The following is a 21,968-nucleotide window of genomic DNA, read 5'->3' as shown; positions in this document are numbered from 1 at the left end:
CCGATCTGCGGGGCCGGGCGGCGCCGACTTGTCGCCGATAACCGTGCCGTCGGCGCGGTCCAGGGCCGCCACCTCAATCTCGACTCCGCGGCTTTCGCCCAGGTCGATGGCGTCGTGCTGGACCAGCGCGCCGCCCAGCTTGCGCGCCACGTCCCACGACGCGCGGCGATAGCGCAGGGCCGGGGCCGTCTTGTCGTTGGGGTCGTGGTCGTAGAGGCCGTCCACATCCTTGACCAGCCGCACCTTCTTCAGCCCCAGCTCAGCGGCCAGGAAAACCGCCGTCAGGTCCGATCCGCCCCGTCCCAGCAGGGCCACCTTGCCGTCCGGCCGCACCGCGCCGAACCCGGGCACAACCACCACCTCGTGCCGGTCCAGCGCCTGTTTCAGATGGTCGGGTCGCAGACCGCAGGGGCGCGAATGCTCCGGCTCACCCTCCGCCACGATGCCCAGTTCGCGGACCGACAGGGCGCAGGCGTCCAGGCCGATCCGGTCGCAGGCGATGGCCACCAGGGCCGCCGACTTTTCCTCGCCCAGGGCCACATAGCCCGGCAGCAGGTCGTTGGAATGGGCCAGGCCCAGCGCCCGCGCCTCGCCCAGCAACCGGTCCGTCGCCCCGCCGAAGGCCGAGACCACCGCCACCACCTTTCGGCCAGCCCGCACATGGCCATAGACGGCCGAGGCGACCAGCGGCGCCTCCGCCGGGCTGCGCAGGATGGACGAGCCGAACTTCAGCACCACGACCTCTGGTGCAGGCTGACTGCTGGGGTCGAGGCTTTCGGATTTTTCTACGACGGCGAGTTGGGCGGACATCGGGTTCTCGGGAAAGGTCGGGATGGGGTGGGGTGAAAAGAAAAACCCCGCCTGGCGGACCGGGCGGGGTTCGGGTTCTGCGGTTGCCGGGGTTCGGCGCGCTAAACTCGTCCCGCCCGTTCGGGCATGGTGGTGGTGCCGGTGGTACCGCCGATAATCGTGCCGCCGAGGATCATGCCGAAACGCGTCGCGGCGAGGCCGGAGACGGTCGAAACTTCGGCGATGAGCGAGCGCTGTGGCACAGGGCAAGGTCCGGTTGAAATCTGAGCCTAGGGTGATCGAGCGACCCCCGCCCTGTCAAGTTGGATTGGATGATTTTTTCACGGCACGTCGGTTATCGTGTGTTTTCACCCCCATCGAGTCGGCCCAAGCCGTCAATGAGGTTGAATTTTTCGCTTGACCGGCGCCGCCTCGATCATCAACGTAAAGTCACTCATCAAGACCAGCCGAGGGATTAGGCCCTTTGACGCTGGGGCAACCATCGGGTCTCACAGCTCGAAACGGTGCCAACTCCTGCGGGGTCCTTCGGGGTCGCGAGAGATGAGTGGAGCATCGACGAGACGACGCTCCACGCTCTGTCACCGCATCGAGACTTGCTGAGCGAGAACGATGCGGAACGACGATGACACTGGCCGAAACCACCCTGCTCGAAGACCCCGACTGTCGCCGCGCGACAGCCCTTACCCCTGTCCGCGAACCGACGCGTGAGCGCGGCGGCGCCCGCGACGTCATCGTTCCCATTCCCGCCGACTTCCGCCTCGCCTCGGGCGAAAAGCTGAACCAGCCCAATATCGTCGGACGTCTGCATGGCCGGATCGGCGCCCCCGTCGTGGTGGTCGCCGGCGGCATCTCGGCCGGACGCTTCGTCCACCGAACAGAAACCAACGGCCTGGGCTGGTGGTCGGGCGCCGTGTCGGTGCGCGGGCCCATCGATCTGAGCCGGCTTCAGGTCTTGGCCGTCGATTTCGCCCCCGGCGCCGAGTTCCTGGACAAGCCCGTCACCATCACCACCCAGGATCAGGCCCGCCTGCTGGCCCTGGTGCTGAACCATCTGAAGATCGAGCGCGCCGCCGCCTTCGTCGGCTGCTCCTACGGCGGCATGGTCGGCCTGGCCTTCGCTGAACTTTTCCCCGACTGGGCCGAGCAGCTGATCATCGTTTCTGCCGCCCACCGCGCCCATCCCCAGGCGACCGCCTGGCGCGGCATCCAGCGCCGCATCCTGCAGTTCGCCGTCGCCGCCGGCCGTCCGGAAGAAGGCGTCGCCCTGGCCCGCGAACTGGCCATGACCACCTATCGCACGGCCGAGGAGTTCGACGACCGGTTCGACACCACGGCGCCCAGCGCGGTCGGCGGCGCCTATCCCGTCTGCGACTATCTAACGGCGCGGGGTCAGGCCTACCGGACCCACACCACCCCGGCGCGCTGGCTGTCGATGTCCGATTCCCTGGACCGCCACAGCGTGACGCCCGAGGCCATCACGACCCCCGTCACCCTGATCGGCTTCACCTCCGACCGGCTGGTGCCGATCGACGACATCCGCGAACTGGCCGCGCGGTTGCCGACCCTGTGGCGCTTCGTCGAGGCGCCTTCGCTCTATGGCCACGACGCCTTTCTGAAGGAGGACGCCTTCGTCGGCGACATCCTCCGCGCCGCCCTGAAGGATATCAAAGCATGACTTCCCGCCCCGCCAATCCGCACACCATCGCCGCCCGCACGGGCGTGGATACGGACACGGCCCACGGCGCGGTCATGCCGCCGCTCTTTCTGTCGTCCAACTATTCCTTCGCCGGCTTCGATCAGAAGCGGAAGTACGACTACAGCCGTTCGGGCAATCCGACCCGCGACGTGTTGGCCGAGACCCTGACCGAGCTGGAAGGCGGCGCAGGCTGCGTCGTCACCGCCACCGGCATGGCGGCGGTCGACCTGCCCCTGACCCTGCTGGAGCCGGGCGACCTGCTGATCGCGCCGCACGACTGCTACGGCGGCACCTGTCGCCTGCTGAACGCTCGCGCCCGAAAGGGGCATTTCGAACTGCTGCTGGTCGATCAGGGCGATCCCGTCGCTTTCGAGGCCGCCCTGGCGCTGAAACCCAAGCTGGTGCTGGTCGAAACTCCGTCCAACCCGCTGCTGCGTCTGGTCGATGTCGCCGACATCTGCACCCGCGCCCATGCGGCGGGCGCCAAGGTCGTCTGCGACAACACCTTCCTGTCGCCCGCGCTGCAGAACCCGATCAAGCTGGGCGCCGACTTCGTGGTCCACTCCACCACCAAGTTCATCAACGGCCATTCCGACGTGGTCGGCGGCGCCGTCATCTCGGCCGATGCCGAGGATCACCAGACCCTGGCCTGGTGGGCCAACTGCACCGGCGTGACCGGCTCGCCCTTCGACGCCTATCTGACCCTTCGCGGCGTGCGCACCCTGTTCGCGCGCATCGAGCGGCAGCAGGCCACGGCGGGCAATATCGCCGAAAAACTGGCCGCCCACCCGGCGGTTAAGGCCGTCCACTATCCGGGCCTGACGTCGCACCCCAACCACGCCCTGGTCGCGGCCCAGCAGGCCGGCCCCGGCGCCATGCTCAGCTTCGAACTGCAAGGCGGCACGGACGCCGTGCGCGATCTGGTCGAGACGCTGGAGATCTTCACCCTGGCGGAGTCGCTGGGTGGCGTCGAAAGCCTGATCGCCCACCCCGCCACCATGACCCACGCCGCCATGACGCCGGAACAGCGCGCCACGGCCGGCATCGGCGATGGTTTGGTGCGCCTGTCGGTGGGTCTGGAGCATGTCGAGGACCTGATCGCCGACCTGTTCCCGGCGCTGGACGCCCTCGTGCCCGCAACCGCCGCGGCCGCGTAACTTTTTGCTTGCAGGAGGGGCCGAACCGGGGCACATGCGCCGCCCCGGCCGCGGTCCCTTCGTCTATCGGTTAGGACGTCAGGTTTTCAACCTGAAAAGAGGGGTTCGACTCCCCTAGGGACTGCCACCGGCGGCGCTTTTTAAAGCGCCTTTTCCCGGCATCGTTGAGCGAACGCTCCGGCCCCGGATTAAGATTTTGGTAACCATTTTGTCCGGAAACAGGCAGTAAGTCTTTCGATTCACGGACTTTTTTCGGACGCAGTCAGGAACTATCCACAGGGACTGTGGTTAACCCCTCGTTAGCTCGGCGCAGAAGCGCCTCTCCCTCCTGCACCGAGATCCTCATGTTTATCGCCATCGCCCGCCCGGCGGTGGAGCCCAAAGGCCCCGACGCCGTCGCCGTCCCCGGCTCTCCCGCCATCGCCGAACTGTCGCCTCGCGCCCTGCATGCGCGCCTTCTCCAGAACGCCGCCCTGCGCCGCCTGCGCGGACTGGAGCGCCGCAGAGAGCAGCGTCTCGAAGACGCCGACTACTGGCTGCACGCCGCACCGATCGCCGTCCGGAAAGCCAGCGCCCTGCGCGAAGAACGCAGTTTCTCGCCGATCCCCTGACAGTCGCCGCACACCCCTGAATACATACGAGGGTGATTTGGGGTTGATTTATCGACCTTTGGTATCCGACAAGGGCGGATGGGCGAAGTTGGATCGGCGCTGACATCTGCGAAGGCGATCCTGGTCACGGGCGGCGCGGGCTATATCGGCGCCCATGTGTGCGAGGCCCTGGCGACCGCCGGCTATCGACCCGTCACCTACGACAACCTGTCGACCGGCCGGCGCAGGTTCGTGCGCTGGGGGCCGCTGGTCGAGGGCGATGTCTGGGACGCGGACAAGGTGCGCCACACCCTGATCGCCCATGACATCAGCGCCGTCATGCATTTCGCCGGCTCGTCCGTGGTCCCTGAATCGGTGCGCGCGCCGCTGGACTACTACCGCAACAATGTCGGTGGTCTGTTGGGGCTGCTGGGCGGGATGCGGGAAGCGGGCGTGAACCGGCTGGTCTTTTCCAGCACCTGCGCCGTCTATGGCGATCCCGGCGAAAATCCGATCACCGAGGCGACGCCGCTGGCCCCCGTCACCCCCTATGGCCGTTCCAAACTGGGCTGCGAACAGATCCTGTCGGACGCCAGCGCCGCGCATGGGCTGAACATCATCGCGCTGCGTTATTTCAACGCCAGCGGCGCCTCGACGTCAGGCCTGATCGGCGAAGATCGGCCGGTCGAGACCCATCTGATCCCGCGCGCCATGATGGCCCTACGCGGCCAGATCGACGATTTCGCCGTTCATGGGACCGACTATCCGACGCCCGACGGCACGGCGGTGCGCGACTATGTCCACGTGTGCGACCTGGCTCAGGGCCACCTTGCCGCCCTGACCCAGTTGCTCGGCGACAGACGCGGCTTCTTCGCCTGTAATCTGGGCGCCGGCCACGGCCATTCGGTGCGGCAGGTTCTTGAGGCAATCATGGCACACAGCGGCCTTCGACTGCCCGACGCAGCCGAAGCGCGCCGCGCGGGCGACCCGTCGCATCTTGTGTCGGACATCACCTTGGCCCGTCTGGCCCTGGCCTTTGCGCCAAGCCAGTCGGACCTGGCCTCCATCGTCGCCAGCGCCTGGGCCTGGCACAGCCGGCTCAGCGCAGTTCGGGCATTCGGCGGCGCAGCGAGGCTTTCAGCTTTTCGAACTTCTGCCCCGCCGACTTGGGCCTTACCCGCCGACGCAGCTCCAACCCTCCACCCCACAGCGCATGGACCGGCGCTTCAAGATGCGGATGGCGATCATGCTGATGGACGATGGGGCTGACGCTGGCGTCGGGATTGACGACCTTGCCCCCTTCGAACCTCAGCGTTTCGCCGGGCGTCAGGCCCAAGGTCGCCACGCGTTCATAGTTGGGGCGCACGCTCATCGCCGTCAGACCCTGATGGATCGCCATGTTGAAGGCCGCCTGATCGGCGCCGAACGCCCCGCCGATCTCGGATCGCGGCGTCGCCGCCAGCGATAGAATCAGTCGCGACAGGCGCGAGACCTCGGCGCGCGGCCCGACGATGGTGCCGACGCACAGACAGGCCTTGTCGGCCAGCTGCCGCGCCTGGGCGTCGCCGAACAGGGCGCGCAGATACTTCATATTGAAGGCATGATCGGCCAGCGGCGTCTCCGCCTCGACATAGGCCTCAAGCCCCTCGGGCGCCGGATCGAAGGGCGGCGCCTGGAAGATCACGTCGCGCACGTCGCAGGCCAGAGCGACGCCTGACCGATCACCCAGCAGACCGGCGAAGGCCACGAACCGCTGCATCACCGGATGCGGCGCCCATCCGCGCCAGACCGGCGCATCGACGGCGGTCACCCGATGTTGGGCCAGAAAGGCGCGCAAATCCGGTTCGGCGTCGACCACTAGGGCTGCCGGACCGTCAAACACAGCCCGCAACGACAGGACGAAAGGCGCGATGTCGGCCGCATCGTATCCGGTGGCGTAGCCGACGACGACATTGCCGTCCGGCAGGGGCGTAAACCGGCCAGCGACCTCAAACGCCTCGGCCAGCCAGTCCAGATAGTCCGACCGAACCGCCCCCTGTTTCATGGCGTCAGCGATCGCCCATCAGATCGGCGAACCGGTCGAACAGATACAGGCTGTCGGTCGGCCCGGGCGAGGCCTCGGGGTGATGCTGGACGCTGAAGATCGGCTTGTCCTTGACCGCGATGCCACAGTTGGTGCCGTCGAACAGGCTGACGTGGGTCTCGGTCACGGCGTCGGGCAGACTGTCGCGATCGACGGTGAAGCCGTGGTTCATCGACACGATCTCGACCTTGCCGGTGGTCAGATCCTTGACCGGATGGTTGGCGCCGTGGTGGCCCTGATCCATCTTCACCGTCTTGGCGCCGAGCGCTAGGGCCAGCATCTGGTGGCCCAGGCAGATGCCCATCAACGGTTTGCCGCTGGCCACCAGCTTCTGGATTTCAGGCACGGCGTATTCGCCCGTCGCGGCCGGATCGCCCGGACCGTTGGACAGGACCACGCCGTCGGGATTGCGGGCCAGAACCTCTTCCGCCGTCGTCGTGGCCGGGACCACGGTGATGCGCGCGCCGGTTGAGGCCAGAGCGCGCAGGATGTTGCGCTTCACGCCGTAGTCGATGACGACCACGTCCTTGCGGCCTTCGGTCTTGGGGTGACCTTCCGGCCAGTCCCACAGACCCTCGTTCCATTCGAACGCCTGCAGAGTCGAGGCGGGCTTGGCCAGGTCCAGACCGACCAGCCCGGTCCAGCCCTTGGCCTGAGCCACCAGGGCCTCCAGGTCGAAGTTTCCGTCCGGGTCGTGCGCGATGACGGCGTGAGGCGCGCCCTTGTCGCGGATGATCTTGGTCAGGGCGCGGGTGTCGACCCCGGCCAGACCCACGACGCCGCGCCGCTTCATCCAGTCGTCGAAACTGGCGTCCGAGCGATAGTTGGCCGGATCGGTCGGCACGTCGCGGAAGATGGCGCCCCGCGCCGAGGTGTCGGACCCGCCGCCCATCTGCTCGATGTCTTCGACATTGGTCCCCACATTGCCGACGTGCGGGAAGGTGAAGGCCAGGATCTGGCTCATGTAGGACGGGTCGGTCAGGATTTCCTGATAGCCAGTCATGGCGGTGTTGAAGACCACCTCGCCCAGGGCCGAGCCGACGGCGCCCACGCCGATGCCCTGCAGGATGGTGCCGTCTGCGAGCGCGAGAACGCCGGTGGCGCCCGGAAGAATCTTCGTCGTCATGGGCGCGCTCCTAAAATCGAATCCGGCCGATACGAAGGCCGAAGGCAAACGGCGGCGTCGTTAAGCCCTGCCGCCTGCCCCGTCAACGTGGCGCGCGTCACCGACCGTCGGTGATCGACGCCGGACCGATCAGCTGGAACGTCGCCTTCGCCCCGCCCTGGGCGTGCGGCGCCAGCCAGACGTCGAACAGGCCGGGCTCGATGCGCCAGGTCTCGTCCGCGCCGATGAAGCCCAGTTGGCGGGCGTTCAGGGTGAAGCTCACCTTCGTGCTCTGGCCCGGCTTCAGCGACACGCGCTTGAAGTCCTTCAGCAATCGGCCAGGCTGGGTCAGGCTGGCGACCCGGTCGTGGATATAGAGCTGTACCAGTTCCTCGGCCGGATGCGATCCGGTGTTGGTCACGGTCACGCCCAGATCCAGCGTGCCGGACCAGGCCAGCTTGTCGCTCTCCATCTCGACCGGCCCATAGCTGATCGCGCCATATGTCAGGCCGTAGCCGAAGGGATAAAGCGCCGTATTGGTCGTCTCGCGATAGCGGGCCTTGTATTCCTCGCTCGCCAGATCGGGATCGGCCGGGCGGCCGGTGGTCTTGCGGTCGTAGGAATAGGGCTGCTGGCCCGACTTGTGCGGGAAGCTGACCGGCAGGCGCGCCGACGGGCCGTGATCGCCGAACAGGACGTCGGCGACGGCATGGCCCATCTGTTCGCCCAGGAACCAGGTCACGACGATGGCCTGGGCGTTCTTCACATTGCCTTCCAGCGCAAGCGCCCGGCCGTTCCTCAGCAGGATGACCATGGGCTTGCCCAGCGCCGCCATGGCGTCGACCAGGGCGACCTGCGGCGCGGGCACCACGATCTCGGTGCGCGACTGGGCCTCGCCCGACATGTTGGTCGCCTCGCCGATGGCCAGGACGATGACCTCGGCGTCGCGGGCGGCGGCGACGGCCTGCTCGATCCCGCCGTCCAGCGGCGTCTCGACGCCCGAGCCGCGTGCGAGGGTCAGGTTCTGCGGATCGCTAATGGCCGCGCGGAAGCCCGCCTCCAGCGAAACGCGTCGCTCGGGCGCGCCCCAGATGGTCCACGGCCCCCAGACATTGTCCACGTCGTCGGCGAACGGGCCGACCAGGGCGATCTTCTGGCTCTTCTTCAGCGGCAGCAGGCCGTTGTCATTCTTCAGCAGCACGACCGACTTGCGGCCCGCCTCGCGCGACAGCTGGACGTGCTCGCGCGACCCGACCACCGCCTTTTCACGCACCGGATCGGTGCCGCGGTAGGGGTCGTCGAGCAGGCCCAGCGCCGCCTTGGTGTTCAGGACGCGGCGCACCGCCTCGTCCAGACGCGCCATTGACACCTCGCCCGACGCGACCAGGCTGGGCAGATGTTCCAGATACAGGCCCGACACCATCGACACATCGACCCCGGCGTTGAAGGCCAGGCGGGCGGCGTCGCGGCCGTCCTCGGCGAAGCCGTGGGCCACCAGCTCCTGCTCGGAGGTGTAGTCGGAAACGACGAAGCCCTCGAAGCCCCATTCGCCGCGCAGGATGTCGGTCAGCAGCTTGCGGCTGCCCGACGCCGGCACGCCATTGACGTCGTTGAAGGCGCTCATGATCGACAGGGCGCCGGCGTCCACCGACGCCTTGAACGGCGGCAGGAAGACCCCGCGCAGCGTCTGCTCGCTCATGTCGGTGGTGTTGTATTCGACCCCGCCGACGGCGGCGGAATAGGCGGCCATGTGCTTGGCGGTGGCCAGGACCGCGTCACGGTCGTCCAAACCCTTTTCGCCCTGGAAGCCGCGCACGCGGGCGGCGGCCAGCAGGTTGTTCAGCAGAACATCCTCGCCCGCGCCCTCGACGTTGCGGCCCCAACGCTGGTCGCGCGCCACGTCCACCATGGGGGCGTAGGTCTGGTGAACCGCCGACGCCGCCGTCTCGACCGCCGCGGCCCGCGCCGTGCGCCGGGCCAGTTCGGTGTCGAAGGCCGCCGCCTCGGCCAGGGGCACCGGGAAGATGGTCGATAGGCCGTGGATCACGTCCGCCGCGAACAGCAGCGGGATCTTCAGCCGGCTCTCTTCCATCGCCACGCGCTGGATGCGACGGCCCGCCTCGGCGCCGATGCCGTTGAACAGGCTGCCGACCTTGCCTTCGCGGATCAGGGCCGTGACGCGCGCCGGATCGCCCGTGCCGTCCAGCGGGTTCACCGCTGTCGGCATCCAGCGGAACGGATCGGCCAGCAGGTTCAGCTGGCCCGCCTTCTCCTCGACCGTCATGGCCGCGATCAGATCCTCGATCTTCTGGCGGTGACGGGCGACGGTGCGGGACGCTTGGGCGGAAACAGGCATGGGGAACACTCCGGCGCCCATCAGGGCCAAAAGCCCCAGGCCAGACAAGAAATTTCTACGGGAAGCCGCAGGCTTGAGAGGTCGCGTCATTTAGGCTGGCGCTCCTTTCGGGGGACAATCGAGCAGCGAAGCGAGAGGCCTAGCCTCTCGGCCCCGACGGCTTCAACCCCCGCCTGCCATGTAAATCGATGTAACGCCCCGCTGCGCGGTCACGCCGCGTTTCGCCGCCATCATCCCAGGGCGATGTCCAGGAACATCATACCGACCAGGCCGATCATCAGGCCGATCATGGACCCCTCGCCCTTGGACTTCTCGCGGGTCTCGGGAATGATCTCGGCGGTGACGACATAGATCATCGCCCCCGCCGCCAGCCCCAGCCCCCACGGCAGGGCGCCGGGTAGCAGATCGACCACGCTGGCGCCGATCAGCCCGCCGACCGGCTCGACCAGGCCCGAAGCCAGCGCCGCCGCGAAGGCCGGCCAGCGGCCGTATCCCAGGGTCGCCATCGCCGCCGACACCGCCAGCCCCTCGGGCATGTTCTGGATGCCGATGCCGAGCGCCGTGGACAGCCCTTGATGCATGTCGCCGCCGCCGAAGCTGACGCCCACCGCCGCCCCCTCGGGGAAATTGTGCAGGGTGATGGCGATGATGAACAGCCAGATGCGCCGCGACAGGTCGCGCGATCCCGCCGGTCCGATGGCCAGCATGTCCACCGGCGCGAACCGGTTCATCAGGCCGATCACCGTCGCCCCGATCAACACCGCCGCCCCCAGGACGCCGGCCGCCGCCGCCTGGCTGGCCCCGCCCGCCTGCAGCACGTCCACGCCCGGAATGATCAGCGAGAAGAAGGAGGCCGCCAGCATGACCCCGGCGGCGAAACCCAGCAGGGCGCTCTGGGTCTGCACCCCCGCCTTGCGGAAGAACAGCAGAGGCACGGCGCCCACCGCCGTCATCATGCCCGCCGCCAGACTGCCCAGACCGCCTGCGGCGATGGGGGAAATGGATTCCATCATCCGTCTGCATTGCGGCGAGACACGGCAAGAGACAAGCCCGAACCGTGGCGTTAGAGAAAGCTTCATGTCCCAGCGCGCCGCCCTCCCCGTCGGCCCGAACGCTGCGTCGGCGCTGGGCGCCGCCCGGCGGGTCGTGGTCAAGATCGGATCCTCCCTGCTGATCGACGCGGCCACGCGCCAGCCGACGCGCGACTGGCTGGCGGCCGTCGCCTCGGATCTCGCGGCGCTGAAGGCAGAAGGGCGCGAGGTCATCGTCGTCTCGTCCGGCTCGATCGCCCTGGGCCGGGGCCGGTTGCCCGCGCTTGGCGCACGGCTGGAGGACAAGCAGGCGGCGGCCTCGGTCGGACAGTCCCTGCTGATGGCCGCCTGGTCCGGTGCGTTGGACCCGCACGGCCTGATCGCGGGCCAGGTTCTGCTGACACGCGACGACACAGAACGCCGTCGGCGGTGGCTGAACGCCCGCGCGACCGTCGAGGCCCTGTTGACCCACGGCGTCATCCCCATCGTCAACGAGAACGACACGGTGGCGACGGAGGAAATCCGTTACGGCGACAACGACCGGCTGGCGGCGCGCACAGCCCAGCTGGCGCGAGCGGACCTGCTGATCCTGCTGTCGGACGTGGACGGCCTCTATACCGCCGATCCGCGCCGTGATCCCAACGCCGCCCATTTGCCCCTGATCGAGACTCTGAGCCCCGACATCCTGGCCATGGGCAAGGGCGCCAACGCCGATGCGGGCGTCGGAACCGGCGGCATGGCGACCAAGCTGGCGGCGGCCCAGATCGCCCGCTCGGCCGGATGCGCCACGATCATCGCCTCGGGCCAGACCCTGTCGCCGTTTAGCGCCATTCGCGACGGCGCGCGCGCCACCCTGATCGCCGCCTCCGACGGGCCGATGGCCGCCTATAAACAGTGGATCGCCGGCAGCCTGTCGCCAATGGGGGTCCTGACGCTGGACGCCGGGGCGGTCGCGGCGCTGAAGGCGGGCAAGAGCTTGCTGCCGGCCGGGGTGACGGGCGTGTCCGGCGGCTTCGAGAAGGGCGACTGCGTGCGTCTTATCGACCCGAACGGTCGCGCCGTCGGCGTGGGTCTGGCCGCCTACGCCGCCGACGAAGCCGCGCGTCTTCGCGGCCGCCGCTCGGACGAGATCGAGACCCTACTAGGCTATCGCGGGGCCTCGGTCCTGATCCACCGCGACGACATGGTGCTGGACGACCGATGACCGACCTCTCGACCCGAATGCTCGATCTGGGTCAGCGCGCCCGCACCGCAGCCGCAGCTCTGCGCGAAGCCCCCGCCGCCGCCCGCACCCGCGCCTTGGAAATCCTGTCCGCAAGGCTGACGGCCGCCGAACCCGCGCTCCTCGCCGCCAACGCCCGCGATGTGAAGGTCGCGCGCGCCCACGGCATGACCGAGGCCCTGATCGACCGGCTGTCGCTGAGCCCCGCCCGCATCGCCGGCATGGCCGAGGCGGTGGCGACCATCGCCGCCGTGCCCGATCCTCTGGGCGTCGAGACCGAACGCTGGACCCCCGCCAACGGCCTGGACATCGCCCGCGTCCGCACCCCGATCGGCGTGCTGGGCGTGATTTACGAGAGCCGCCCCAACGTCACCGCCGACGCCGCCGCCCTGTGCATCCGCTCGGGCAATGCGGCCATCCTGCGCTGCGGCTCGGACTGCCTCCAGTCCTCCCTGGCCATCGCCGCCCTGATCGCGGAAGCCCTCGCCGAGGCTGGCCTGCCCGCCGATGCGGTGCAGTTGGTCGACACCCCCGACCGTGAGGCCGTCGGCCTGATGCTGACCGGGCTGAACGGCGCCATCGACGTCATCGTCCCGCGCGGCGGCAAGAGCCTGGTCGCCCGCGTCCAGGCCGAGGCGCGAACGGCCGTGCTCAGCCACCTGGAAGGCCTGAACCACACCTATCTGCACGAGGCCGCCGATCTTGAGACCGCCCGCGCCATCGTCCTGAACGCCAAGATGCGCCGCGTCTCGGTCTGCGGCGCCACCGAGACCCTGCTGGTGGACCGGGCGGCGGCCCAGCGCCTGCTCCCCCCCGTCGCCGCCGACCTGATCGCCGCCGGCTGCGAACTGCGCGGCGACGCCGACGCCCGCGCCTTAGTTCCCGCCATGACGCCCGCGACCGAGGCCGACTGGACCACCGAATATCTGGCCCCGATCCTAGCGGTCCACATCGTCGAGGGTCTGAACGCCGCGACCGACCACATCGCACGCTACGGTTCGGGCCACACCGAGGCCATCGTCACCACCGACGCCGAGGCCGCCGAAAGGTTCGCGTCGAAGGTCGACAGCGCGATCGTCCTGATCAACGCCTCGACCCAGTTCGCCGACGGCGGTGAGTTCGGCTTCGGCGGCGAAATCGGCATCTCTACCAACCGCCTCCACGCACGGGGCCCGGTCGGGGCCGAGCAACTGACCACCTACAAATATGTGGTGCGCGGCCAGGGCCAGATCAGGCCCTGACGATGAGCGAAAGGCGGCTCGTTTCCGAGCCGCCTCCACACGCTTGTCGGCACGCCTCTCCCGCAAAGAGGAAGATTAGTGCGTTACCTCAACCGCGCTGCGGCAGCGCATAAGCGATTACGTAATCGCCCTCCGGCGTTTCCATGAAGTGATGGCCGGCGGCGACGATCACCAGATACTGGCGGCCGTTCTGTTCGTAGATCATCGGGTTCGCCTGGCCGCCCGCAGGTAGAACATCAGACCAGACGGTCTTGCCCGTCTCGATATCGATGGCGCGGATCAGGTCGTCGGTCGCTGCGGCGATGAAGATCAGACCTCCCGCCGTGACCACCGAACCGCCGTTATTCGGCGTGCCAATTTCCAGCGGCAGCATCGAGGGGATGCCGAACGGGCCGTTCTTGCGCGCCGTGCCGAACGGGCGGTCCCACAGGGTCTTGCCGCTCTGCACGTCGATGGCGCGGATCCCGCCATAGGGCGGCTCCTTGCACAGCAGGCCGGTGAAGGGCATCCGCCAGCCGGCGTTGACGTCGATCGCATAGGGCACGCCCATCTGCGGATCGCCCGCGCCCTCGGCCTTGGCGCCCTCGCCGTTCGTCTCGGCCTGATAGCGAGGGTCGTCACGGGGGAACCAGCCCAGCTTGTTCGCCTCGGCTCGCGGCACCAGACGATTGTAGTTGGGCATGTCGTTATAGTTGGCGATGATCACGCCGCGACGCGGATCCAGCGCCACGCTGCCCCAGTCGGAACCGCCGTTGTAGCCCGGATATTCGATGAAGCGACGGTCGGCGGTCGGGGGTGTGAACTGGCCCTGATACGACGCCTTCTTGAACTGGATGCGGCAGATCATCTGATCGATCGGCGACATGCCCCACATGTCGACTTCGCGCAGGTCAGGCTTGGCCAGGGTGTTGAACAGCGAATAGGGCTGGGTCGCCGCGCGCTGGGCCGGTTCGACGCCGCCGCGCGGGGCCGGACGATCCTGAACGCCGTGCAGGGGCTGGCCCGTGCGGCGATCCAGCACGAAGATTTCGCCGCGCTTGGATGGCAGGATCACCGCAGGCGTCACGCCCCCTGCGGTCGGCATGTCGACCAGCGTAACCTGCGAACCCAGGTCATAGTCCCAAACGTCGCGGCGGACGGTCTGATAGCTCCAGCGCGGCTTGCCCGTCGTAACGTCCAGCGCGACCAGGGCGCTGGAATACTGGTTTTCCTGGGGCCGGCGCAGCGACGAATAGTAGTCGGCGGCCGAGTTGCCCATCGGCAGATAGACCAGGCCCAGGGCTTCGTCGCCCGTCGCCGTCGTCCACATGTTCGGCGTGCCCGGCGTATAGGTCTGACCGGCCGGCGGAGCGGTGGTGATGTCGGGACGCATCATGTCCCAGGCGAAGCGAAGCTGACCCGTGACGACGTCATAGCCCTGGATCACGCCCGATGCGTTCCAGCGTTTCTGGCCGTCCAGAACCTGATGGCCCGTGACGATGACGCCGCGGACGACGACGGGCGGCGAGGTGATCGAAACCATGCCGGGATAGGGATTGCCCATCCCTTCCTTGATGCTGACGGCGCCGTTGGTTCCGAAGGCGGGGCAAGGCACGCCGGTGCGCGCATCGACTGCGATGATCCGGCCGTCCAGCGTGCCTTCGATGATGCGCGTCGCGCAGGGCTGGGCCTGGTCGACGTTCGGCGCGGCGTAGTAGGTCACGCCCCGGCAGGCGGCGGTGTAGGGGATTTGTTCGTCCGCCACCTTGGGATCATAGGCCCATTTCTGCCGACCGGTGTTGGCGTCCAGGGCGAACATCTTGTTGCGACCTGAGCAGAGATAAACGGTGTCTGCGATCTTCAGCGGCGTGGTCTCGGCGCCGAACCGCTCGCCGGGCAGATCGCCGGTGCGGAAGGTCCAGGCGCGCTCCAACTGGCCGACGTTGGTCTTGTTGATCTGGTTCAGCGGCGAATAGCGCTGGGCCGCGTCCGATCCGCCATAGGCGGGCCAGTCCAGGCCGGCCTTGATCAGGGCGGGATCGCCGAACGGTCCCCGCGCGCCGGGCACCGGGCTGTCGATGCCGGGCGCGTTGATCTGACCGACCACGAGGCCGAACACGACCGTCAGGACCGCCAGACCAAGCGCGCCGAAGCCCGCCGTCTTGCCGCCGCCGCGCGAGCGCAGCACAGGCAGCGTCGCCAGCACCAGGAACATCAGCACTAAGGGCCCGACCAGGCGCGGGATCATGGCCCAGCCGTTCAGGCCCTTCTCCCACAGCGCCCAGATCACCGTGGCGACGAAAACCGCGCCATAGAGCCAAGCCCCGCGCACGTCGCGATAGACAAGCAGAAGGCCCGATACGATCAGCGCCAGGCCCGCAATCAGATAATACCAGGAGCCGCCCAGCATCGCGAGCTGAACGCCACCGACCGACAGAACCAGACCGATCACGGCCAGCAGGACCCCAAGCAGCAGCGTCAGCCATCCCCCAAGGCCGGTCGGGGTTGTCCATCGGGGCATGGGCGCACTCTCTGTGGTCTGCTGAAATCAGTCCTTCGAACGCCTCGAAGCTGCGCCGGTTCCTATTGTCGCACCCCTGGAACAAAATCCTGTTGCGGCGCAAACGGCCACCATCAGCAATTTTTGACGACGAAACGCGTCCGATTGGATGATTTATTCTTTTTGTTTCGCTGAGAACGCCTCGCGGCAATAATATTTGCCTCTAACGCGTCGTTTGCGGCATATGCGAGATATGCATAAGACCCTGAAGCAAGGCGGGACATTCGTCGTCGAACCCCGCCGTCTGTCCAAGGCCTCGGCCGAACTGCGCGCACGCGGTTTCGGCGAGATCACGATTCCGCCCTCCACCGAGACGGCCGAGAAACAGGCGTCGCGCTGCACCGACTGCGGCGTGCCCTTCTGCCAGAACGCCTGCCCGCTTCAGAACAACATCCCCGACTGGCTGCGCCTGTCGGCCGAGAACGAGCCGCGCGAGGCTTGGCGCGTCGCTTCCCTGACCTCGACCATGCCCGAAATCTGCGGCCGCATCTGCCCGCAGGACCGACTGTGCGAGGGGTCGTGCACATTGAACCAGTCCGGCTGGGACGCCGTGACCATCGGCTCGGTCGAGGCCTGGCTGGGCGACCAGGCCTTCGCCAACGGCTGGGTCGAGCCGATCCGCCCGGCGGCCGAACGCGGCGAAACCGTCGGCATCGTCGGCGCCGGCCCGGCCGGTCTGGCCGCCGCCGACCGACTGCGCTGCGAGGGCTATCAGGTGACGGTCTATGACCGCCACGACCGCGCCGGCGGCCTGCTGATCTACGGCATCCCCGGCTTCAAGCTGGAGAAGCATGTCGTCCAGCGTCGCGTGGACCGGCTGATCGACGGCGGCGTCCAGTTCGTGCTGGGCTGCGAGGTCGGCAAGGACGTGACCCTGACGGAGCTGCGCGACCGCCACGACGTTGTCCTTCTGGCCATGGGCGTCTATCAGCCGCGCATCCTTTCGGCGCCCGGTCGCGGGCCAGATTCGACCGTCGCCGCCCTGTCCTATCTGACCCATCAGAACCGCCGCGATCTGGGCGACGCCGAACAGGACGGCTGGCACGAGGCGCGCGGCAAGCGAGTCGTCGTCATCGGCGGCGGCGACACGGCCATGGATTGCGTCCGGACCGCCGTCCGTCAGGGCGCAGCCAGCGTCACCTGCCTGTATCGTCGTGATCGCGAGAACATGCCGGGCTCGGCCCGCGAAGTCGTCAACGCCGAGGAAGAAGGCGTCGTCTTCGAATGGCTGGCCGCACCCAAGGCCCTGCTGTCGCAAGGCGACCAGGTCACGGGCGTGCGCGCCGCCCGCATGCAGCTGACCGAGGCCGCTCCGGGCCAGCGTCGCGACATCGTGCCGGTTCCCGGCGCCGACTTCGACGTGCCGGCCGACATCGTCATAGAGGCCCTGGGCTTCTCGCCCGAGCCGTTCGCGGCGCATGAGGCCAATTTGCGCCTACGCGACGACGGCACCATCAAGGTGGGTTCGGTCAGCTTCGCCACCAGCCTGCCCGGCGTCTTCGCCGCCGGCGACGCCGTGCGCGGCGCCTCGCTCGTCGTCTGGGCCGTCCGCGAAGGCCAGGACGCCGCCGCCGAGATCGACCGCTACTTCAAGACCCGCACCGAGGAGGTCGCGGCATGACCTGGCTGAACAAATACGAACAAACCCGTGACCGGCTGGAAGCCGGCAACGCCTATGACCGCGCCTCGGAGCGCGACGCCTGCGGCGTCGGCCTGGTCTGCTCCATCGACGGCACGCCGCGCCGCGACGTGGTCGAATATGCGATCCGCAGCCTGAAGGCCGTGGCCCACCGCGGCGCGGTCGATCCTGACGGCCTATCGGGCGACGGGGCCGGCATCATGGCCGAACTGCCCCAGGGCTTCTTCGCCGAACAGGTAGCCTCGATCGGTCAGTCCCTGCGTCCTGGGCCCATCTGCGTCGGTCAGGTCTTCCTGCCGCGCACCGACCTGGGCGCCCAGGACCGCGCCCGCGCCATCGTCGAGACCGAGGCCCTGCGCGCCGGCTTCTGGATCTATGGCTGGCGCCAGACGCCGATCGACCTGTCGGTCGTCGGAACCAAGGCCGGCGCGACCCGGCCCGAGATCGAGCAGATCATGCTGGCCCCGCCGCTGGACGACGCGGGCCAACCGCTGGACGGCGAGGCGCTGGAGCGCGAACTGTATCTGTGCCGCCGCCGCATCGAAAAGACGGTCAAGACCGAGAACCTGGCCGGCGTCTATATCTGCACCCTGTCCGCGCGCTCCATCGCCTACAAGGGGATGGTGCGGGCCGAGTTGCTGGGCGACCTGTATCCCGACCTGGAAGACCCGCGCTTCGTCTCGGCCTACGCGGTCTTCCACCAGCGTTATTCGACCAATACCTTCCCCGAATGGAAGCTGGCCCAGCCCTTCCGCATGATGGCCCACAACGGCGAGATCAACACGCTGAAGGGCAACCTCAACTGGATGAAGTCGCACGAAATCCGCATGGCCGCACAGGCCTTCGGCGACCGCGACCGCGAGGTGAAGCCGGTGGTTCAGCCGGGCGGGTCGGACTCGGCGGCCCTGGACAATGTCATGGAGGTGCTGGTCCACGCCGGTCGCCCTGCGCCGATGGCCAAGGCCCTGCTGATCCCCGAGGCCTGGGCCAAGGACGACGTGGTCATGCCCGCCGAACACCGGGCCTTCTACGCCTATTGCAACGCGGTGATGGAGCCGTGGGACGGCCCGGCCGCCATCTGCGCCGCCGACGGCCGATGGATCGTGGCGGGCAAGGACCGCAACGGCCTGCGTCCCCTGCGCGCCGTCGAGACGGTCGATGGTCTGCTAATGGCGGGCTCCGAAGCGGGCCTGGTGCCCATCCCCGAAAGCCGGGTGAAGCGCCGCCTGCACATCGGCCCCGGCAAGCTGATCGCCGTCGATATGAAGCACGGCCGCGTCTATGACGAGCATGAGGCCATCGACGCCCTGTCCGCCGCCCACCCCTATACCGAGTGGCTGGACAATATGGTGGATCTGGAGCCGATCATCGGCCCCGGACCCGAGCCGCGCTCGGCCTCGGGCGAGGCCCTGACCCGTCGTCAGATCGCCGCCGGATACAGCCGCGAGGACCTGGACCTGCTGCTGGACGCCCTGGTGCGTGACGGCAAGGAGGCTGTCGGCTCCATGGGCGACGACGCCCCGCCTGCCGTGCTGTCGGCCCTGCCCCGCCCGCTGTCGCATTACTTCCGCCAGAACTTCAGCCAGGTCACCAATCCGCCCATCGACCCCCTGCGTGAAGCGGGCGCCATGAGCCTGAAGACCCGGTTCAAGAACCTGGGCAACATCCTGGCCGAGGAAGAGGCCCAGACCGATGTCTTCGTGCTGGACAGTCCCGTCCTGACCAACGGCATGTACGAGCGGATGATCGACACGGTCGGCGCCGGCTCCACCGTGGTCATCGACTGCAGCTATGACGTTCCCTCGGACGAGGCCCGTCCGGGCGCCGGCCTGCGCGCCGCGCTGGACCGCATCATGGACGAGGCCGAGGCCGCCGCCCGCGACGGCGCCGCCTTGATCGTGCTGACCGACCAGGCCGGCTCGGCGGATCGTCTGGCCGCGCCGATGATCCTGGCCACGGCCGGGGTCCACGGCCGCCTGACCAAGGCCGGCCTGCGCTCCTACTGCTCGATCGTGGTCCGCACCGCCGAGACGCTGGACCCGCACGGTTTCGCCGTCCTGGTCGGGGTCGGCGCCACCACCGTCAACGCCTGGCTGGCCCAGGACCTGTTCCAGGAGCGTCTGGACCGGGGCCTGTATCCCGGCCTGACGCTGCGCGACGCCTGCCTGAACTACAAGGCCGGCATCGAGGCGGGCCTGCTGAAGACCCTGGCCCGCAAGGGGATCAGCGTCATCTCCGCCTATCGCGGCGGCTGCGAGTTCGAGGTGCTGGGCCTGTCGCGCGCCCTGACCGCCGAGTTCTTCCCCGGCGCCCCGTCGCGCATCTCCGGCATCGGCCTGGCCGGTCTGGAGCAGGCGGCGATGAAGCGGCACCGCATCGCCTGGGGCGAGGCCGTGCCCTCGCCCGCCATCGGCGGCTTCTTCAAGATCCGTTCGGGCGGCGAGGCCCACGCCCACGAGGCCAGGACCATCCACTTGCTGCAGGACGCCTGCAACCGGGGCGACTATCGCCGCTTCAAGCAGTTCTCCGAGGTCGTCCGCGCCCAGGCCGACCTGTCCCTGCGCGACCTGCTGGACTTCCGCGAAGGCGCGCCCATTCCGCTGGACCAGGTCGAGAGCGTGTCGGACATCCGCCGGCGCTTCCTGACCCAGGCCATGTCGCTGGGCGCACTTGGCCCCGAGGCGCATGAGACGCTGAACATCGCCATGAACCGCATCGGCGCCCGCTCGGTCTCGGGCGAGGGCGGTGAGGATCCCGAACGCTATCACCCGCGTCCTAATGGCGACGACGCCAACTCGGCGGTGAAACAGGTGGCCTCTGGCCGGTTCGGCGTCACGGCCGAATATCTGAACCAGTGCCGCGAGATCGAGATCAAAGTCGCCCAGGGCGCCAAGCCCGGCGAGGGCGGGCAACTGCCCGGCTTCAAGGTCACCGAGTTCATCGCCCGGATGCGCCACGCCGTGCCCGGAACGACCCTGATCAGTCCGCCCCCGCACCACGACATCTATTCGATCGAGGACCTGGCCCAGCTCATCTATGACCTGAAGGCCATCAACCCCGATGCGCGGGTGACGGTGAAACTGGTGTCCGCCTCGGGCATCGGCGCCATCGCCTCGGGCGTGGCCAAGGCCAACGCCGACGCCATCCTGATCGCCGGCCACAACGGCGGCACCGGCGCCTCGCCCCAGACCTCGATCAAACACGCCGGCCTGCCGTGGGAGATCGGCCTGGCCGAGGCTCATCAGGTGCTGACGCTGAACAATCTGCGCGGCTCGGTCACGCTGAGGACCGACGGGGGCGTCCGCACCGGCCGCGACGTGGTCATCGCCGCCATGCTGGGTGCCGAGGAATACGGTGTCGGCACCGCCGCCCTGATCGCCATGGGCTGTCTGATGGTGCGGCAATGCCATTCCAACACCTGTCCCGTCGGCGTCTGCTCTCAGGACGAGCGGCTGCGCGAGAAGTTCACCGGCACGCCCGACAAGGTCGTGAACCTGTTCACCTTCATCGCCGAGGAGACGCGCGAGATCCTGGCCTCCATCGGCGCGCGCACGATGGACGAGATCATCGGCCGCACCGACCTGCTGCGTCAGGTCCGTCGCGGCGGCTCGCACTTGGACGACCTGGACCTGAACCCCCTGCTGGTTCAGGTGGACGAGGGCGCGGCCGGCAAATGGGCCGACAAGACGACGCGCAAGCCCATCGCCGACAGCCTGGACGCCGCCGTGCTGAAGGACGCCGTCCGCTTCCTGGATCGTGGCCAGACGCTGGAGCTGTCCTATCCGCTGAACAACACCCAGCGCACGGTCGGCGCGGCCCTGTCCTCGGCCATCGTGCGCCGCTTCGGCGCGCAAGGCCCGGCGGGCCGGCTGAAGCTGCGGCTGGAAGGCATCGCAGGTCAGAGCTTCGGCGCCTTTGCGGCCAAGGGTCTGGAACTGCACCTGACGGGCGAGGCCAACGACTATGTCGGCAAGGGGCTGTCGGGGGCCGAAATCTCGATCCGCACGCCGGAATGGCGCGAGGATCAGCTGATCTGCGGCAACACCACCCTGTATGGGGCGACCTCGGGCCGTCTGTTCATCGCCGGCGCGGCGGGCGAGCGGTTCGCGGTCAGGAACTCCGGCGCCGAGGCCGTGGTCGAGGGGCTGGGCGCGCACGGCTGCGAATATATGACCGGCGGGCGCGTGGTCGTCCTGGGTTCGGTCGGCTGGAACCTGGCGGCGGGCATGAGCGGCGGCGAGCTGTTCGTGCTGGACCAGCCGGGCCATGCCGAGCGCGCCCTGAACGGCGACCTGGCCGGCGTGACCGACATTGACGCACAGGCGGCCGATCGACTGAAGGGCCTGATCGAGGCCCATCTGGCCGCGACGGCCTCGCCCCTGGCGCGGCGTCTGCTGGCGGATTGGGACAACAGTCTGAACCGCTTCGTCCGCATCGTGCCCCTGACCGACATCGTCGCCCGCACGGAACGCCTGAAGACGTCCGCCTGATCTCCGCCG

Annotated in this window: 12 protein-coding genes, 1 tRNA gene, 2 pseudogenes and 1 riboswitch; of the genes and pseudogenes, 9 read left to right on the top strand and 6 right to left on the bottom strand. The window is 68.4% G+C overall.

Annotated elements, in window-relative coordinates; all coding sequences use genetic code 11:
- Positions 1–810: pseudogene (locus B3T77_RS09990) on the bottom strand (homoserine dehydrogenase); the annotation flags it as partial.
- A gap of 430 nt (positions 811–1,240) precedes the next feature.
- Positions 1,241–1,357, top strand: a riboswitch (SAM riboswitch).
- Positions 1,358–1,432: 75 nt separating this feature from the next.
- Here B3T77_RS09990 and metX point away from each other — a divergent pair.
- The 5 genes and pseudogenes from metX to galE form a co-directional block, all read left to right on the top strand.
- Entirely contained in the window at positions 1,433–2,485 is a 1,053-nt protein-coding gene (gene metX / locus B3T77_RS09985; RefSeq protein ID WP_292079251.1) for a homoserine O-succinyltransferase MetX, read from the top strand.
- Positions 2,482–3,663 (top strand): cystathionine gamma-synthase, encoded by a 1,182-nt coding sequence (gene metB / locus B3T77_RS09980; protein ID WP_292079249.1) that lies wholly within the window; start codon positions 2,482–2,484, stop codon positions 3,661–3,663. The genes metX and metB overlap by 4 nt, the downstream gene beginning before the upstream one ends.
- A 52-nt stretch (positions 3,664–3,715) precedes the next feature.
- Positions 3,716–3,790, top strand: a tRNA-Glu gene (locus B3T77_RS09975).
- A 217-nt stretch (positions 3,791–4,007) separates the two neighbouring features.
- Positions 4,008–4,274 (top strand): hypothetical protein, encoded by a 267-nt coding sequence (locus tag B3T77_RS09970; RefSeq protein ID WP_039244738.1) that lies wholly within the window; start codon positions 4,008–4,010, stop codon positions 4,272–4,274.
- 78 nt (positions 4,275–4,352) lie between these two features.
- A pseudogene (galE, locus tag B3T77_RS09965) lies at positions 4,353–5,342 on the top strand (UDP-glucose 4-epimerase GalE); the annotation flags it as partial.
- Positions 5,343–5,352: 10 nt separating this feature from the next.
- On the opposite strand, the gene B3T77_RS09960 reads toward galE, so the two are convergent.
- From B3T77_RS09960 to B3T77_RS09945, 4 genes are all read right to left on the bottom strand, one after another.
- Complete coding sequence (locus B3T77_RS09960) at positions 5,353–6,297, bottom strand: hypothetical protein (RefSeq protein ID WP_292079244.1); 945 nt, start codon at positions 6,295–6,297, stop codon at positions 5,353–5,355.
- A 4-nt stretch (positions 6,298–6,301) separates the two neighbouring features.
- The gene (gene carA, locus B3T77_RS09955) at positions 6,302–7,462 is read right to left on the bottom strand and encodes a glutamine-hydrolyzing carbamoyl-phosphate synthase small subunit (RefSeq protein ID WP_066626847.1); all 1,161 of its coding nucleotides are present in this window, start codon (positions 7,460–7,462) and stop codon (positions 6,302–6,304) included.
- Between the two features lie 97 nt (positions 7,463–7,559).
- Positions 7,560–9,797 (bottom strand): glycoside hydrolase family 3 N-terminal domain-containing protein, encoded by a 2,238-nt coding sequence (locus tag B3T77_RS09950; protein WP_292079240.1) that lies wholly within the window; start codon positions 9,795–9,797, stop codon positions 7,560–7,562.
- 230 nt (positions 9,798–10,027) lie between these two features.
- Entirely contained in the window at positions 10,028–10,807 is a 780-nt protein-coding gene (locus B3T77_RS09945) for a ZIP family metal transporter (protein WP_292079238.1), read from the bottom strand.
- Positions 10,808–10,874: 67 nt separating this feature from the next.
- On the opposite strand from B3T77_RS09945, the gene proB reads away from it, so the two are divergent.
- Both proB and B3T77_RS09935 read left to right on the top strand, forming a co-directional pair.
- Positions 10,875–12,032, top strand: coding sequence for a glutamate 5-kinase (gene proB, locus B3T77_RS09940; RefSeq protein WP_292079236.1), 1,158 nt, complete (start codon positions 10,875–10,877; stop codon positions 12,030–12,032).
- Complete coding sequence (locus B3T77_RS09935; RefSeq protein WP_292079235.1) at positions 12,029–13,291, top strand: glutamate-5-semialdehyde dehydrogenase; 1,263 nt, start codon at positions 12,029–12,031, stop codon at positions 13,289–13,291. The genes proB and B3T77_RS09935 overlap by 4 nt, the downstream gene beginning before the upstream one ends.
- An 88-nt stretch (positions 13,292–13,379) precedes the next feature.
- On the opposite strand, the gene B3T77_RS09930 is transcribed toward B3T77_RS09935, so the two are convergent.
- Entirely contained in the window at positions 13,380–15,791 is a 2,412-nt protein-coding gene (locus B3T77_RS09930; protein WP_292079233.1) for a membrane-bound PQQ-dependent dehydrogenase, glucose/quinate/shikimate family, read from the bottom strand.
- A gap of 232 nt (positions 15,792–16,023) precedes the next feature.
- Between B3T77_RS09930 and B3T77_RS09925 the strand changes: the two genes are divergently transcribed.
- Both B3T77_RS09925 and gltB read left to right on the top strand, forming a co-directional pair.
- A complete protein-coding gene (locus B3T77_RS09925; RefSeq protein WP_292079231.1) occupies positions 16,024–17,451 on the top strand; it encodes an NAD(P)-dependent oxidoreductase in 1,428 nt (475 codons plus the stop codon).
- A complete protein-coding gene (gene gltB, locus B3T77_RS09920; RefSeq protein ID WP_292079229.1) occupies positions 17,448–21,959 on the top strand; it encodes a glutamate synthase large subunit in 4,512 nt (1,503 codons plus the stop codon). The genes B3T77_RS09925 and gltB overlap by 4 nt, the downstream gene beginning before the upstream one ends.
- Positions 21,960–21,968 lie beyond the last annotated feature (9 nt).

The sequence above is a fragment of the Brevundimonas sp. UBA7838 genome (assembly GCF_002500885.1).
GTDB classification, from domain to species: domain Bacteria; phylum Pseudomonadota; class Alphaproteobacteria; order Caulobacterales; family Caulobacteraceae; genus Brevundimonas; species Brevundimonas vesicularis_C.
The sequence above is the reverse complement of the archived record's forward strand: the minus strand, read 5'-3'. Positions and strand labels throughout refer to the sequence as shown.

Bases quoted from the DNA above. Each gene is read 5' to 3' on its own strand.
- metX (WP_292079251.1), top strand. From the start codon at position 1,433: ATGACACTGGCCGAAACCACCCTGCTCGAAGACCCCGACTGTCGCCGC.
- metB (WP_292079249.1), top strand. From the start codon at position 2,482: ATGACTTCCCGCCCCGCCAATCCGCACACCATCGCCGCCCGCACGGGC.
- B3T77_RS09970 (WP_039244738.1), top strand. From the start codon at position 4,008: ATGTTTATCGCCATCGCCCGCCCGGCGGTGGAGCCCAAAGGCCCCGAC.
- B3T77_RS09960 (WP_292079244.1), bottom strand. From the start codon at position 6,297: ATGAAACAGGGGGCGGTTCGGTCGGACTATCTGGACTGGCTGGCCGAG.
- carA (WP_066626847.1), bottom strand. From the start codon at position 7,462: ATGACGACGAAGATTCTTCCGGGCGCCACCGGCGTTCTCGCGCTCGCA.
- B3T77_RS09950 (WP_292079240.1), bottom strand. From the start codon at position 9,797: ATGCCTGTTTCCGCCCAAGCGTCCCGCACCGTCGCCCGTCACCGCCAG.
- B3T77_RS09945 (WP_292079238.1), bottom strand. From the start codon at position 10,807: ATGGAATCCATTTCCCCCATCGCCGCAGGCGGTCTGGGCAGTCTGGCG.
- proB (WP_292079236.1), top strand. From the start codon at position 10,875: ATGTCCCAGCGCGCCGCCCTCCCCGTCGGCCCGAACGCTGCGTCGGCG.
- B3T77_RS09935 (WP_292079235.1), top strand. From the start codon at position 12,029: ATGACCGACCTCTCGACCCGAATGCTCGATCTGGGTCAGCGCGCCCGC.
- B3T77_RS09930 (WP_292079233.1), bottom strand. From the start codon at position 15,791: ATGCCCCGATGGACAACCCCGACCGGCCTTGGGGGATGGCTGACGCTG.
- B3T77_RS09925 (WP_292079231.1), top strand. From the start codon at position 16,024: ATGCATAAGACCCTGAAGCAAGGCGGGACATTCGTCGTCGAACCCCGC.
- gltB (WP_292079229.1), top strand. From the start codon at position 17,448: ATGACCTGGCTGAACAAATACGAACAAACCCGTGACCGGCTGGAAGCC.